Source organism: Telluribacter sp. (genome assembly GCF_035998675.1).
GTDB lineage: Bacteria > Bacteroidota > Bacteroidia > Cytophagales > Spirosomataceae > Telluribacter.
In genome coordinates, this window is the sequence record NZ_DASYHI010000020.1 from 204,950 (window position 1) to 219,599 (window position 14,650).

Genomic DNA, 14,650 nt, shown 5'->3' on the forward strand with positions numbered 1-14,650 from the left:
TACCCAGGAAATACGCTATCCGTTTATCAATCTTTTCTTATCGAAATCATCCCGTTTGCGCAGACTGAGAAAACCCTGTAACGGGTTGTAATGGTTGCTGTTGCTGGCGTAGTACCCGGTACCATCGTAGGGACGTTTAGCCGGATGGGTCTTACAGGCCGGTGAGCAGGCTCCTTCCATTTCTTCCCCGCATTTTTCGCAGATGGGTACATGCCGGTTGCACTCTGAATTGGCACAGTTTACCATGCGGTCACAGGTGTCGCCACACACGTAGCAAGTAGACACTACGATTGGATTTACCTTGTTGACATCAACTACCACACGGTTATCGAATACGTAGCACTTGCCGTCAAAGTTTTCTCCGCCTTCTTCCAGACCGTACCGGATAATACCCCCGTGCAACTGGTACACATCCCGAAAGCCGCGTTCCAGTAGGTAAGCGCTGGCTTTCTCACACTTAATTCCACCGGTACAGTAGGTGATTATCTTTTTATCTTTGAGGTGTTCAATCTCGTTGACGTGCTCTGGAAGTTCCCGGAGGTTTTCCATGTCAAACGTAACCGCCCCCTTGAATTTTCCGACGGCGTGTTCGTAGTTGGACCGCATATCGACCAGTACTACCTCCGGATCATTCAATAGCTTCCTGAATTCGGCTGGATCAAGGTGCTTCCCGGTCCTTACCAGCGGATTTACGGGCAGGTCTGAATTGACGATCTCCTCCTTTACCCGCACGTGGAGCTTATGAAATGTATGCCCATCGTGTTCTTCTATTTTAAACTCCGTGTCAGCAAAGCGAGCATCGGCCCGGAGGAACGCCATATAGTTCTCGCAGTCAGCAGCGAGGCCGGAGACGGTACCATTCAGCCCCTCGGGCGATACAATGACCCGTCCTAACAGGTTGTGTTCAATACAAAACAGGTGGTGCTCGTCCCGGTAAAGTTCAGGATCGGCAATCGAAACATAATTATAGTATAGTAATACGCGGTAAGGCTTCATGGTAAAAAACTTTAACGATATTTTCAGGTTGCAAAGATACAAAGATCAACGGTTTAGCGACGAAGGTCCTCCGCCTGATTTTCGTCATTGCCACTTGCGGGTTCACTTTTGCGGAGAAGTAATGTACTTTTACATTTTAATAATTTAACAAAATTTAGCATGCATATCGCCATTACAGGTAACATTGGAGCGGGTAAAACCACCCTTACGCAAATGCTGGGAGAACATTATGGATGGGGGGTACTCTTTGAAGCCGTTGAGGGCAATCCCTACCTGGCCGATTTCTACAAGGACATGGAGCGCTGGGCCTTTAACCTGCAGATTTATTTTCTCAACAGCCGCTTTGCCCAGGTTCAGCGTATCCGGTCGCTGACCTACACTACGGTAATTCAGGACCGGACCATCTACGAAGACGCCTTTATCTTTGCCAAGAATCTTTACGATTCCAGAATTATGACCGAGCGGGACTACCAGAGCTATCTCATGCTGTTTGATACCATAATCAAAGCCGTTCAACCACCCGACCTGATGATTTACCTGAAAGCCGATATACCCAAGCTCGTAAAGCAGATTCAGAAACGGGGACGCGACTTTGAAGCCGATATTTCCGTTGACTACCTCCAAAACCTGAATACCTACTACGAACAGTTTGTGGCGAAGTATGACCACGGTCGGCTGCTGGTAATTGATGTAAACAATATGGATTTTGCCAACAACCCGGACGACTTCAGGAAAATCATTGAGTTGATGGATAAAGAACTGTTTTACGTATAAGTACCTGAGGTCATTTTTCTATAAGCCGCACTTTGCGGCTTTTTTTATGAAAACCGATTTTTTTTAAACTAATAAAAAAATAAAAATTGTAGGTGAGCGGTTATATCAGAAAGTTGACTTTTCAACTATATTTGTCACCAGGATAAACAATAGATACTACAATATTTTATGGAAAGGAACGTGGCGTTTTTAGGTACTTTGGTCGATCATGCTGAATATGTCCGGAATATCAGGAAGGCAGAACAGAAGGTCGTCATTCCATCGTTGGTGCAGGATGAATTAACGTTGAGGGGGAAAAACATCGAAAGGGTGATTATAGCCAGGAACTGGCAATCGGCCTACCGAAGTTCGGATGTGATACTGGAAAGGCTACTTTCCTGCCGTAATCCGGTGGCGCAGGATGAAACCTGGCACAAGATTGAGACCTATATTCAGTGGAAACAAACCGCAAGTAAAGAGGCCAACGAGTGGAAGCAGGAAGCCAAAAAAATTAAAGATGAGTTGACCAATATTTAGACAAAGGCGGCCCGCTGGTTGCCTTTGGTTTGTTCTAATTGCTTCTCCTCAGTGAATCTGACACCGAAGTTTTCACCTTTAAAAACAAGGTGAAAACTAATTTTCTCCCGGAAGGCGGTTAAAAATGTACGAGTATTCAATTGAAGTTTACAAGTCAATAGTGGATGGTACTCCGGATGCTTATCTTGAGTACCAGTTGGCGGTATCGCTCCGGAAAGAACAGTACGAACTGGCGGCTTATATCCGGGATGTCATGGAACAACGAAACCAAAAGCCGGAGTTACGGGTAAAATCCTGTGAAGTTGAATAGGTATCCGGATGGAGCCCTAGTCGAACTGACACAAGGAAGCTACATAGTCTTTACTACCGTCGGTAACCCACGAGTCCAGTTGCGCGGGATCTTTAAGCTGTTGTCCCCGGTGCCGGGCTACGGCAATATAACCACATTTTATATCCGTTAAGGCCGACATATCGCTCCAAAGTTTTTCGATTTGGGCTACCGGATAAATGTCTTCCTGCCCGTGTCCCCACCGGTACTTTACCTCTTTGATGGTCACATAGGTAGGTATGCGATGAGCTACCGCACGGACCGCTTTGGCTAAACTGGCCTCGCTTCCCTTTTGGATATCCAGGCGTGTGAGCCCGAACAGTTTCAGTAAAGGGTCGATCTGAATCCAGGTAGTATTGGTATTGTAGTAGCTAAGTTTGAGCTCATCCTCTTCGCGGGGCTGCGCCAAACCTTCCAGTAGCCGTATCTGTCCATTTACCCGGGCCAGTCCACCCCCGCGGTCCTCAATCCGGCGGGGTACTACTTCAAAGGTAAGCACATGGCCCGATTCCAGGTGGTATCCCAGTGCAGCCGCGTCCACATCGGCTCCCAGCGTATCAATATTGTGCAGCATGATGGTTTCTACTTCTGGACGTTCGGTCAGTAATCGTGCCAGGGTACCGTTCCGGAGTAGATTCGATACCTCGTACCAGTGGCCAAGTGGTGAAAACCGCTGCGCCGCAATATTATCGGTATAGTCGGTTCCTTCCCCTTTGGTCCGGGCCCAGGCAATCAGGCTTTCCCGGACAGCTTCCCGAACTTTCTGCTTATTTTCGTCGAGGGTTTCCTGAGGCATTTCTTCCCATAAAAAACGCAAATCCCGCTCCATGGGCACAAAGCGCTGGCCGATGGAACGCCCCGCCGATAGCAGGGTAGGACCGGAGTAGCCAAAGTTCTGGGTTTGTTCCAGTTTTTTAAAAATGGGCTGGTGGGTCAGGTAGCTGGTAGCCACCAAATGAGGCAGGTACGCTCCGTACTTTTCCGCCACTTTTCGGGTTTTAGCTAAATGAATTTCTAAAAAACTGCGGTGTTTTCCGCTCAATTCTACGAAGGGATTTATGGCTTTGATTACCCCGGCGCCTTTGGTCCAGCGGCTACCTACCCCCGCGGCCAGTGACATCACGGCTACCTTACCGGCCCGAATTGCCCCTTCCCCGGTGGCTACGGCAGCCTGCAACCGCTCGTGCTGGGCTATTTCCTCCGGCAGCACATCCTCAATGGTACTTTCGGCGGACAGACGGTTGCGCGATAACCCAATCCGGCCTTTTTGAAGTTCTTCCCGAATCTCATCGTGCTGTATATAATCAAACCCGTTTTCTTTCTTGATTCGGTCAGCCTTTTCATTTTCGAGGCTTCGGTTACTCTGGTTGGAAGGGTCCGAAACCTTGAACAGGTTGCTTACGATAGTCCGGAGCAGGGGGTAAGCCAGATTGTTGCGTTCGCAGTAGGTAGTAAACACATCAATTTCGGCCCGGCGGATATAAGGGATCGAGGCCGGATCTTTCCGCACCAGTTCCGATACATGAATACCGTAGTACTGCTCGGGCATGAGGGCCTCTCCACCTTCGTGGAGGGTCGACCAGGAACCTCTCGGATTGACGCTCCAGTTGTACACTACCGGCTCCATGGCAAAGGGCAGGGAGTCAGAAAGTTCCTGCTTGGTAGTTCGCAGAATTTCCAGCACACGGAGCTTGTAGTCTTCGTAGCGGTCCGGATTGACAAACATGCCCATACCTCCTCCTGACATACCCCCCAGCATCAGGAATCCGTAGTAGTCATCGGCGAATTGCTTTTTCGCCCTGGCAATAATTTGCTCCGTAAAAAAGGTGGAAGCCCAGGGAATAATAGTTTTTATTGGGAATTCCCAGTTTTGGGCGGTATTGGCACCCAGTTTTTTAATATCCCCTTCGCGGATAGACGCCAGAATATTATCAAAAATCTGATTAGTTTGCTGACGGGCTGCCCATTCTTTTTCGCCCCTGAGGAGGTACTTCTCCGTTACCATTTCCAGAATAGGACCTACGTTGGAGGCCATTCCCCCGTGCATAAGTACCAGCGAATTCATGATTTTATCGGCAAATTCCGGGTGGACGTCCTTTCCCTGCAGTACCCGGTGCCGGGGCAGCAAGGTACCCCGGCTAATGCCAAATTCGGGATCTCCTTCCTGGGCCAGGGTACCCTGAATAGCCTTGATACCCGGCCATACCCCTCCGGAGTCCTGCCAACCACCCCCCGAACCCCCAATCCATTCACCCAGAATGGCGCGGGAAGCCACGAGTCTTCGTTCCGATTCAATCAGTCCACCTTCGAGGGTACTGGTCTGGCAGGTAGCGCGCATGAGGAGGCTGATGATAGAACCCAATAAATTAGTGGATACGGCAAAGCGGGACCCCTTGGGAATATCGTTGACTTTGGTTACCAGCTCAATACCCATACCCGGGGCCACTATGCGACTCAGGATGTCAGGTAGTGATTGGTTGGTACCTTCAAAGGAGGGCGGGATTAGGCCGGAGGCAATTACACCGGCTTTGACCAGGCTGAGGTAGTCGTTTCCGAAATTGAATAAATCGGCCAGGTCAAGGATGTCCTTGGTGGTATTCAAATCAACACTGGTCAGGCGAAGTACCGGCTCCGGGATTACGCGGAAGTAGCAGTGCAGGGGAGGACGAATATCCTTATCCCGATTGTACACCCCCAGGTCAATGGAAATATTTACCACGCGCGCCCCCTCGGGATAATCCATCCCCAGGAAAAAAATATCGGACCAGCCACTGTGAGTCAAATCCATCCGGACGGCGGTCTGCTCGTGCAGAATGGGGTAAAACATCGAGTTATCCTGACGTTGCAGCAGCCGGGGGTGAATCCGGATGGGGTGTTCGGCCTGGTGGCCTACCCGGAACATCCACTGGTTGCCCTTGCTGGACCGCACGCTCTTCCTGACCTGGTCGGCCAGGGTCTGAAAGGACAGGTGGTGGTAGCTCTCGGCCAGGGCGCTGACCAGGGCCGCGTTGGGTCCGTGTTTGTCTAGTTCTTTGTAAAAAAGGCTGATGGCATGTTCAAACCGGCGCCCCAGCAGATCATCAAAACCCGCGTAGGGGATTTTTCCGATGGAAGGCGTTTCTCTTGATTCCATCAGAAAAAAACGGTAACCCGCGTACAGAAAAAGAATAGCCCTGACCTTATCGTAAAGATTGGGAGTACTTTCACGGAATCGGTCCAGTTCCCGCAGGGACTTAAGTAATTCTTTCTTACCCAGAGTCCGGCTTAATTCAAAGAACGAACGATTACGTACATCAGGATTAACCGAGGTAATGGATTCTATAAAAATATTCATGTGCAGCTTTTAGCTTCGGAGTAATTACTTAGTTGACCATCAGGGAGGTTCGCATATTTGCTTCTGCCAATAGCTCAACCATAGCGGAAAGAGTTTCGTCGTGGGCTTCCCCCGCTAAGCCCAGGGCTATCTGGGCCTGCAACAACCCATGCCTTTTACTCAGGTCATAGCGATTGCCCTTCACTTCCAGAGCCAGGTACTTTTCGGTTTCTGCCAGCTCCTGAAGGGTTGGAGTTAGCAGTATATTGGTGCTCTCCTGAGCTATGTGTTTTTCTAATATTTCAAAAACCTGCGGAGTAAAAACGTGCATACCAAAAAAACACAGGTAGTACCCAACCCGCAGTCCGGGTGTCTGAAGTTCCTGCTCGGCAACACTTAGGGAAGGTTTCTCCAGGATTTTATTTATCTGGTACACGCCCGGAGCATTTTGGATATGTTTGCCGGTTAGGGTACCATAGCGGCCAATCTGGTGCTCAATGGTTGGGTTAACGGCCGACACGGAACAGTTTTCCTGCGTAGCCAATTCAATCAACTGGGCAGCGCAACGTTTCTGCGCCAGATTGGAAACGTACAGGTAGTCACCCAGCATCAGTAGTACCGGCTCGTTATTGACAAAATCCCGCGCACAGTACACGGCATGGCCATACCCCAGGGGTTCCCGTTGTTCAGCAAAATAGATCTGGCGGATAAGGTAATCAATTTTATCGGCCTCAGCTTTGGCCCAGTCCACACTTTTAAACGACCTGATGAGGTTGTCACGAAGGGAGGTAAAGGCATTGATGTACCTTTCGCCGTCGCCGGGCGCGCACACTACGCATATTTCTTCGATACCACTGGCGAACGCTTCTTCTGCAATGATCTGAATAACAGGTTTATGAATTCCATCGGTATCAATTACAGGCAGCATGGCTTTCTGGATGGTATCGGCTACCGGGTATAGTCTTTCACCGCGGGCGGCAGCAGTGATTACAGCTTTTTTAACTCGCATGGTAGGTTATGTGTAGAATGGAATGTAGGTACCTGTTTTAGGATTGTTTGTAAAGTATGGCCACGAAAATGATACTTACCTTTTGCTGGGCCATGAATTTGGGCTAAAATTACTTAATTTTTAAAGTTCTGCGTCACCATCAATCCGTAAACACCACCGTCCAGAATTCCGATACCGACCCGGCCGAACGCGGGTCGCAGGATATTGGCCCGGTGTCCGGGTGAGTTCATCAATCCGGTATGGGCAATGTTAACCGTTTGAGCCAGCGCCAGGTTTTCGCCGGCGGTTAAAAATCGTATTCGGGCGGCTCTGATGCGATCAAACGGATCTTTGCCATCGGGAGTAACATGGGCAAAGTACCCTCTGGCAAACATATCCCGCGAGTGCAAGCGTGCTACTGCGGCCAGCTCCGGATCGGCTTTCAGTGGCTTCAGACCCTCCTTCGCCCGTTCTTCGTTGACCAGTTCCAGCATTCGGGCTTCCAGGTCCGGCCGGATTTTTGGACTTTTTACTGTAAAGGGAAGATTGACAGATTTGTCAGAGGAAGGCTCAACCGTCAGGTTATTCAGAGAGCGTTCCACGGCGTCTTCAAAAACCGGAGAAAGCTTCGTTTCAAGCCACTCCACGGGCTGAATTAGCTTACTGGAAAGTACACTGTCACGGCTACTGGTAGTAAAGCCATCAGACAGGGGCAAGGCCATCATGAAAGCGGCGGCAAAAGAAGCGTAAATAATGCCATTGACTAAACCCGGCCCCAGCCCCAGGAAGCGGTTAACGCCATGGTAATGTGCCTCTACGGGTACATTTTTAAGTGCCGTGTTCATAATGCCAGAAAGAAGAAGCCGGGCTAAAATAAGCGTGATAAAAAAGGAAACGGGCAGGTTCCAGACCCCCAGCGAAGGAAAGTATTTGTCAAAAACAACAGACAGGTACTTATAAAACGTCAGGGCAATTAGAAAACTACCAATCAGGGTAATCAGATTTAAAAGCCCCAAAATAAAACCCCTCTGCCAGCCACTCCATAGAGATAGAAGTACGATAAGGATGAGAAGCCAATCGACTAAAGTCAGATCCATAGTCTGGTTTCTTATTTAATAGAATAAAAAAGAAACTGTCCGGAGGCCGGAAGAGTTTGATTTTGGCACGTACTCCCAAAATAAAGACACCCGGCCATAGGCCAGGTGCCTTTATTTTCTAACCAAAAACCTCCCTCAGGTTTTGTGTTCCTAATCCAATAAATGATGGTGCAGATATATAGTACAAAGGTAAGGATGTCTATATAACCCATACAATACCGGATTTACAGTATTTTTCACGTATCCGGAGAAAGAATTTGGCTGATTTTTGACAAATTCGATGGTTTAAGGCAAAAAAAAACTGCATTACGGAGCCGTAAATGCAGTTTTAACAAGAGTGTCCAGAAGGAGAGTCGAACTCCTACACCCGAACGGGCACTACCCCCTCAAAGTAGCGTGTCTACCAATTCCACCACCTGGACTTGTTGTGATCCCGCTGGGATTCGAACCCAGGACCCATACATTAAAAGTGTATTGCTCTACCAGCTGAGCTACGGAATCGTTAGTATTAACTTAGGCACTCTTGACTTGTTGGTGATCCCGCTGGGATTCGAACCGCGCGGCGGCCGCCCAGGACCCATACATTAAAAGTAGATTGCTCTACCAGCTGAGCTACGGAATCGTTAGTATTAACTTAGGTACTCTTAACTTGTTGGTGATCCCGCTGGGATTCGAACCCAGGACCCATACATTAAAAGTGTATTGCTCTACCAGCTGAGCTACGGAATCGTACAATTTGTTGGAATAGCCGGGGCCTTTTCCGTAATTGCGATGCAAAATTAGGCTACTAGTTATTATTATGCAAGCATCCCGCAACAAATACATGATTTTTATGGGTCTGGTGGGGGTACTATTCCAATTTTTAAGCCCTGCCGTTGCCCAGGAAAACCGATTAAAGTCGGCTGATTCTCTGTTTACTATCGGCCGGTATTCAGAAGCAAAATCTATCTATCAAAATTATTTTCAAAACGAAAAAAAATACAATCCTAACCTGCTCATGAAGCTGGCTTTTCTGTCAGAGAAAGCCAATGACTACACCCAAAGCTTGTATTACCTGAGCTGTCTGGCGCAGTTGGAACCGTCCGTTGCCCTGCTCGAAAAGATGAGTACGATCGCCTCGGCCAATGGGTTGAAGGGGTACGAGTTCGACGACTATAGTTATTTTATTATTTTGTACCGGCGCTACGGTGAAGTTCTGCCGATCCTGCTGCTGACTCTGGGCGTATATGTATTTGTAGTCATGCTGATAAAAATTCGTAGCGGTGAATATATTTACCGGCGGCACAAATGGGCCATGGTTATTTATCTCATTGCTCTGCTGGGCTTACTGAACGTACCGGCCAACTACAGTACAGGTATTATCAGTAACAGTAGTACCTATCTGCGTTCTTTTCCGTCGTCGGCAGCCCCAATTGTTGAAAAAGTCAGTAAAGGTCATAAACTGACCATCATAGGTGCCCGCGACCATTGGAATTTAGTTTTTTGGGGGGGCGAGCTGGTTTACGTCCGACAAGCTGATTTATTGCTTGTGTGAGAGAGGTACTAAAAACAACTTACCCCCATTTAGAGGTTATGGATATGATTTTCCGTATATTTAGCCAGCAATATTTTTAATTACTATTCTTATGAAAAAGACAAAGAAACACGGTACACTTTTATTTGTAGCGGCGCTTATGATGGGTATAATGACCTCTTGTAAGGATGAAGGGCCACATAATGACCCGATAGTGAGATTTACTTCCACCATTAATAGCCAGAATACCCAACCGCGTGCCACCTCCTCCGGGCAGGCTTCCGGCGTATTCGAGTTTAACCGGGATACCAGGAATCTGACTTATAATATTACTTACCAGGGGCTTACCCCTACGGCCATCGAACTCCGTTCGGCGGAGCCTTATTGGGAAGTAGGACCTATTGAGCACAACATAGCCGCTACGGGCTCCTCTCCGGTCACGGGTTCTGTTACCCTAACTCCGCAACAGGCCAGATTACTGAGAGTAGGAGGTATGTACATCAATATACCAACCGCTCAATACCGTTTTGGCGAAGTAAGGGGGCAAATAGTACTGGAAAAGTTTGGCAACGACTAATACCTTTACGTATTTACAATACCAGAAGCAGGTCGAAAGATCTGCTTCTTTTGTTTATTCTCCACTTTTTTGATAGGACAAAATTGATTCTCTTTTCTGCCCAGAGAGGATTGCTCACTATATTAATTTAATTTTGCAGGGTTTTGGGATTTTTTTTAGATTCTGCCGGAGTTCGTTGATTCATATTTTGAGGGAATTTGTCATGTATCAACGAATTCAGGTTAGTTTGTGTTTTATACTTTGACGTCCGGCTAACCAGAATTAGTCTGACTTTTTGAATAGAAAATCTTAGTATGCGAGTTATTGAAAAGTACGAAAAAGTAGAGATAACTGATTTTGCCGCCGAGGGCAAATGTATCTATAAATCAGCCGAAGGCGTTATTTTTGTTGAAGGCAACGTAGCTCCCGGCGATATTGTGGACCTGGAGGTAGTTGGAAAAAAGAAGAAGTTTAAGGAAGCCGTTGTCCGAAAAATCCATACTCATTCATCGCTCCGTACTCAGCCTTACTGCGCTCACCATGACACCTGTGGCGGTTGCCGCTGGCAGCATATCGACTATTCCCATCAGTTGCGTTTCAAACGGCAGCAGGTAGTTGACCATTTTGAGCGTATTGGCAAACTGAACGGGGTACTTGTCAGTGACATTATTCCGGCCAACGATACCCGCTTCTACCGTAATAAACTGGAATTTACATTCTCCAGCAACCGCTGGCTGACTCGCGAAGAGATAAGTTCGGGCAAAGACTTTCACCGCAACGCGCTGGGTTTCCACGTACCCAAGCGATTTGATAAAATATTTACGGTGGAGACCTGCCACCTCCAGCCTGATCCTTCTAATGAGATCAGGAATGGAATGTACCAGTACATCAACGAAAAAGGGTACCGCAACTACGACATCAGGAAGAATGAGGGCATCCTGCGTAACCTGATTATCCGTACCGCCAATACTGGTGATATCATGGTGATTGCCCAGTTTGGGGAGCGTGATGAGGAGGTTATCCCAGATGTGATGGAGTACCTGAAAAATGCTTTTCCGGTCATTTCTTCCCTACATTATATAGTTAATACCAAAGGGAATGATTCGTATCAGGACCAGGAGGTAGTACTGTATGCCGGTGAACCGGTAATCCGGGAGACCATGGAAGATCTGACTTTTTTGGTAGGTCCCAAGTCGTTTTACCAGACCAACTCCGAACAAGCCTATACGCTTTTTAGCGTAGCGCGTGACTTCGCGGGTTTAACCGGAAAAGAATTAGTGTATGACCTGTATACCGGCACGGGTACCATTGCCAATTTTGTAGCCCGTCAGGCAGCCCAAGTAATTGGGGTAGAGTACGTAGAAGCGGCCGTACAGGACGCGCGTAAAAACTCGGTGCTGAATGGAATTACCAATACGGAATTTTTTGCGGGCGATATGAAGAACCTGCTGAACGGTGAGTTTTTTAAAACACATGGAAAGCCAGATGTAATCATTACTGACCCACCAAGGGCTGGCATGGACCTGCCGGTGGTGGAAACTATCTTAAATGCAGCCCCGAAAAGGATTGTGTACGTAAGTTGTAATTCGTCAACGCAGGCGCGCGACATTGCCCTCATGTCACAGGCCTATGAGGTAACCCGGGTGCAGCCCGTGGATATGTTCCCTAACACTCACCATGTAGAAAACGTGGCCTTACTGGAAAGGCGAAAAGTGTAAAGTACTTATTGCCTGCGGTTAGAAAGGGGGCTCATCGTTGGGGCCTTTGTAGTCAAAATTACTTAGATCGTTGGCCTTACTCCGGAAAGTGGTATTGCCCGCCGGTGGATTGGCCTGACTTTCAAACGAAGAAATCGGATTGGCCGCCACTGGTATCGGACGATCCGGCGACATGGGAACCGGCGTATAGAAAGAGTCCAGGTCACTAAACTTGGTGTATTTACCCACAAATCGCAGCTGCACCGTATCCAGCGAGCCACTCCGGTTTTTGGCCAGAATCACTTCACCGATACCCGCTACGGAGTTTCCGGTTTCGTCCTGGGTAATACCATAGTATTCCGGACGGTACAGGAATATTACCATGTCGGCATCCTGCTCAATAGATCCAGATTCACGAAGATCTGAAAGCTGAGGTTTCTTTTCACCGCCCCGGGTTTCCACCGCCCGGCTCAGCTGTGACAGCGCAATTACCGGTACATCCAGTTCTTTGGCCAGGTTTTTCAGGGAGCGCGAGATAGAAGCAATTTCCTGTTCCCGGTTGCCACCCCCTTTTCCGCCCGTATCACCGGTCATTAATTGCAAGTAATCTATTACAACCAGCTGAATGTCGTGCTGGGCTTTAAGGCGACGGCACTTGGCCCGTAGTTCCAGGATGGATAGGGCAGGGGTATCGTCAATAAAAATGGGGGCGTTGGTCAGGCGGTTGATCCGGTGGTGCATTTGCGCCCACTCGTGGGGAGCCAGGCTACCTTTCCGGATTTTTTCACTGTCAATTTCCGCTTCGGCCGAAATCAAACGATTGACCAGCTGTACCGACGACATCTCCAGGGAGAAAATAGCCACCGGCATATTGAATTCAACGGCTGCGTTGCGCAATGAAGAAACCACAAAAGCGGTTTTTCCCATACCCGGTCGGGCCGCCAGGATAATCAATTCGGTTTTTTGCCAGCCGGAAGTAAGGCGGTCGAGGGCACTAAAGCCAGAAGGTACCCCCGTCAGGCCATCAGTATTGTTCTTTTTCTTATCCAGCTCATCCAGGGCCTGCCGCATGAGGGCGCCCATATCCGAAAAGTTCTTGCGGATGTTGTTCTCGGAGATTCTGAATAAAGCCTGTTCGGTTTTATCCAGCAACCTGAAAACATCAGTGGTATCTTCAAATGCCTCTTTCTGGATTTCGGAAGAAATAGTGATTAATTCCCGCTTGATGGATGCCTGGGAAATAATCCGGGCGTGGTATTCAATGTTGGCCGCCGAGTTGACCCTCGAGGTGAGTTCGGTAATATAGGAGGCTCCCCCCACTATTTCCAGTTCTCCGGTACTACGCAGTTTGGCGGTAACTGTAAGCAGGTCAATGGGATCTGAGTTGGCAAACAGGGTAATAATGGCGCTGTATATCCGCTGGTGCGCTTCCTTATAGAAACTTTCGGGCTTGAGAATGTCCGCCACGGCCGAAAGGGCATCTTTTTCAATCATCAGAGCACCCAGTACGGCTTCTTCCATATCGACCGCCTGGGGGGGTAATTTACCTAGTCCGGACTCCGAACCAAGCCAGCGGTTTGCACCCGTGGCTCGTGCCGGTGTTTGCTGGGCCGCACCCGATTTTTTCAGAAAATTAAATGTCCTTTCGTTTTCCATAAGTAATTACAATATTAAACATTGGATACCATTCTGGAAAGGGGGGAACTCAACATTTTTTAAAGTAAAACTAATATTAGAGCGTCCTGTCTTGAAAGTGAAGCGATTGAACAACATATATTTTTTTTTCAGTGTTAAATACTGAATATTTGGTAAAAAAATGGTGTTATTAAGGTACCAGGTATACAATTTTATGTTACTTTTTAATCCATATATACTTACACCTAACACAAAACTCATTTGGTAGAAAAAATCATAATGCTCGAAGACGTATCTCTGGTAGATTTCCTGGGCGTCCAAAACGCCAACATCAGAGAAGTGGCTGCTGCCTTTCCGGAAAGTAAGATTATTTCCCGGGGCAATGAGATAAGAATTCAGGGTACAGCTCCCGAAATAGTAAAAATCACCGATGTACTGGAGTCATTGCTCATCCACTACCAGAAGTACGGAAAGGTAACCAACGAAAATGTCAAAAGGTACCTGACCGGGGTTAGTCAGCCCAGCGCTGATAATTTTGATGAGGATACCGATGTCATCATTTACGGAAACAAAGGTATTGTAGTAAAGGCCAAGACTCCCAACCAGCGGGTGCTGGTGGAGGCCGCTTCAAAGTTTGACCTGGTGTTTGCGGTAGGGCCGGCCGGAACGGGAAAAACCTATACGGCGGTGGCCCTGGCGGTGAAGGCCTTGAAGAATAAGGAAGTAAAAAAAATAATAATAACCCGGCCGGCCGTAGAAGCCGGTGAGAACCTGGGTTTTTTACCGGGCGACCTGAAGGAGAAAATAGATCCTTACCTTCGGCCCATTTATGATGCCCTGGATGATATGATTGCGCCCGAAAAGCTGAAGTACTACGTTGATAACCGGATTGTGGAGATAGCCCCGCTGGCTTACATGCGCGGACGTACCCTAAACAATGCCTTTATCTTACTGGACGAAGCCCAGAATACCACACCTATGCAAATGAAAATGTTCCTGACCCGGATGGGCCCCAATTCCAAGGCTATTATAACCGGTGATAAGTCCCAGGTTGATTTGCCTAAAAACCAGAAATCCGGATTGATTGAGTCCCTGGGTATACTTAATGGAATAAAAGGGATTAGCTTTGTGGAACTGGACGGGGCAGATGTGGTAAGGCACCGTTTGGTAAAAGATATACTGGCAGCGTATGAAAAGGCAGAAAAGTAGGCGTGGCCTGCGTTTTTTTTGTTTTGTT

12 protein-coding genes and 3 tRNA genes are annotated in these 14,650 nt (G+C 48.0%); 7 read left to right on the forward strand and 8 right to left on the reverse strand.

All coding sequences use genetic code 11. The features are described from left to right. Positions 1 to 15: 15 nt before the first annotated feature. On the reverse strand, positions 16 to 996 hold the full coding sequence (locus VGN67_RS14975) for a rhodanese-related sulfurtransferase (RefSeq protein ID WP_327487668.1): 981 nt from the start codon (positions 994 to 996) through the stop codon (positions 16 to 18). A 159-nt stretch (positions 997 to 1,155) separates the two neighbouring features. On the opposite strand from VGN67_RS14975, the gene VGN67_RS14980 reads away from it, so the two are divergent. The 3 genes from VGN67_RS14980 to VGN67_RS14990 all read left to right on the forward strand — a co-directional run bounded on the left by VGN67_RS14980 (position 1,156) and on the right by VGN67_RS14990 (position 2,596). Then, a complete protein-coding gene (locus VGN67_RS14980) occupies positions 1,156 to 1,770 on the forward strand; it encodes a deoxynucleoside kinase (protein ID WP_327487669.1) in 615 nt (204 codons plus the stop codon). Positions 1,771 to 1,938: 168 nt separating this feature from the next. Beyond that, positions 1,939 to 2,286: a hypothetical protein gene (locus VGN67_RS14985; protein ID WP_327487670.1), complete on the forward strand. Its 348-nt coding sequence runs from the start codon at positions 1,939 to 1,941 to the stop codon at positions 2,284 to 2,286. A gap of 124 nt (positions 2,287 to 2,410) precedes the next feature. Continuing rightward, positions 2,411 to 2,596 (forward strand): hypothetical protein, encoded by a 186-nt coding sequence (locus VGN67_RS14990; protein WP_327487671.1) that lies wholly within the window; start codon positions 2,411 to 2,413, stop codon positions 2,594 to 2,596. Positions 2,597 to 2,612: 16 nt separating this feature from the next. Here the strand turns inward: VGN67_RS14990 and VGN67_RS14995 are convergent, their stop codons facing one another. From VGN67_RS14995 to VGN67_RS15020, 6 genes are all read right to left on the reverse strand, one after another. Beyond that, on the reverse strand, positions 2,613 to 5,948 hold the full coding sequence (locus VGN67_RS14995) for a UTP--glucose-1-phosphate uridylyltransferase (protein ID WP_327487672.1): 3,336 nt from the start codon (positions 5,946 to 5,948) through the stop codon (positions 2,613 to 2,615). A 28-nt stretch (positions 5,949 to 5,976) separates the two neighbouring features. Next, a complete protein-coding gene (locus VGN67_RS15000; protein WP_327487673.1) occupies positions 5,977 to 6,936 on the reverse strand; it encodes a UTP--glucose-1-phosphate uridylyltransferase in 960 nt (319 codons plus the stop codon). 113 nt (positions 6,937 to 7,049) lie between these two features. After that, a complete protein-coding gene (locus VGN67_RS15005) occupies positions 7,050 to 8,012 on the reverse strand; it encodes a CvpA family protein (RefSeq protein WP_327487674.1) in 963 nt (320 codons plus the stop codon). 338 nt (positions 8,013 to 8,350) lie between these two features. Beyond that, positions 8,351 to 8,434: transfer RNA gene (locus VGN67_RS15010), tRNA-Leu, on the reverse strand. Positions 8,435 to 8,440: 6 nt separating this feature from the next. Further along, a tRNA-Lys gene (locus VGN67_RS15015) sits at positions 8,441 to 8,513 on the reverse strand. Positions 8,514 to 8,665: 152 nt separating this feature from the next. Continuing rightward, positions 8,666 to 8,741: transfer RNA gene (locus VGN67_RS15020), tRNA-Lys, on the reverse strand. A gap of 70 nt (positions 8,742 to 8,811) precedes the next feature. Here VGN67_RS15020 and VGN67_RS15025 point away from each other — a divergent pair. The 3 genes from VGN67_RS15025 to rlmD all read left to right on the forward strand — a co-directional run bounded on the left by VGN67_RS15025 (position 8,812) and on the right by rlmD (position 11,799). Further along, complete coding sequence (locus VGN67_RS15025; protein WP_327487675.1) at positions 8,812 to 9,546, forward strand: SH3 domain-containing protein; 735 nt, start codon at positions 8,812 to 8,814, stop codon at positions 9,544 to 9,546. A 91-nt stretch (positions 9,547 to 9,637) separates the two neighbouring features. Further along, the gene (locus VGN67_RS15030) at positions 9,638 to 10,102 is read left to right on the forward strand and encodes a CHRD domain-containing protein (RefSeq protein ID WP_327487676.1); all 465 of its coding nucleotides are present in this window, start codon (positions 9,638 to 9,640) and stop codon (positions 10,100 to 10,102) included. 293 nt (positions 10,103 to 10,395) lie between these two features. Beyond that, positions 10,396 to 11,799 carry a 23S rRNA (uracil(1939)-C(5))-methyltransferase RlmD gene (gene rlmD, locus VGN67_RS15035; protein WP_327487677.1) on the forward strand — a complete coding sequence of 468 codons (1,404 nt, stop codon included), beginning with the start codon at positions 10,396 to 10,398 and terminating at the stop codon, positions 11,797 to 11,799. 18 nt (positions 11,800 to 11,817) lie between these two features. On the opposite strand, the gene dnaB is transcribed toward rlmD, so the two are convergent. Then, positions 11,818 to 13,434 carry a replicative DNA helicase gene (gene dnaB, locus VGN67_RS15040; RefSeq protein WP_327487678.1) on the reverse strand — a complete coding sequence of 539 codons (1,617 nt, stop codon included), beginning with the start codon at positions 13,432 to 13,434 and terminating at the stop codon, positions 11,818 to 11,820. A gap of 240 nt (positions 13,435 to 13,674) precedes the next feature. Between dnaB and VGN67_RS15045 the strand changes: the two genes are divergently transcribed. Continuing rightward, positions 13,675 to 14,622: a PhoH family protein gene (locus tag VGN67_RS15045; protein ID WP_327487679.1), complete on the forward strand. Its 948-nt coding sequence runs from the start codon at positions 13,675 to 13,677 to the stop codon at positions 14,620 to 14,622. The last annotated feature ends 28 nt before the right edge of the window (positions 14,623 to 14,650 follow it).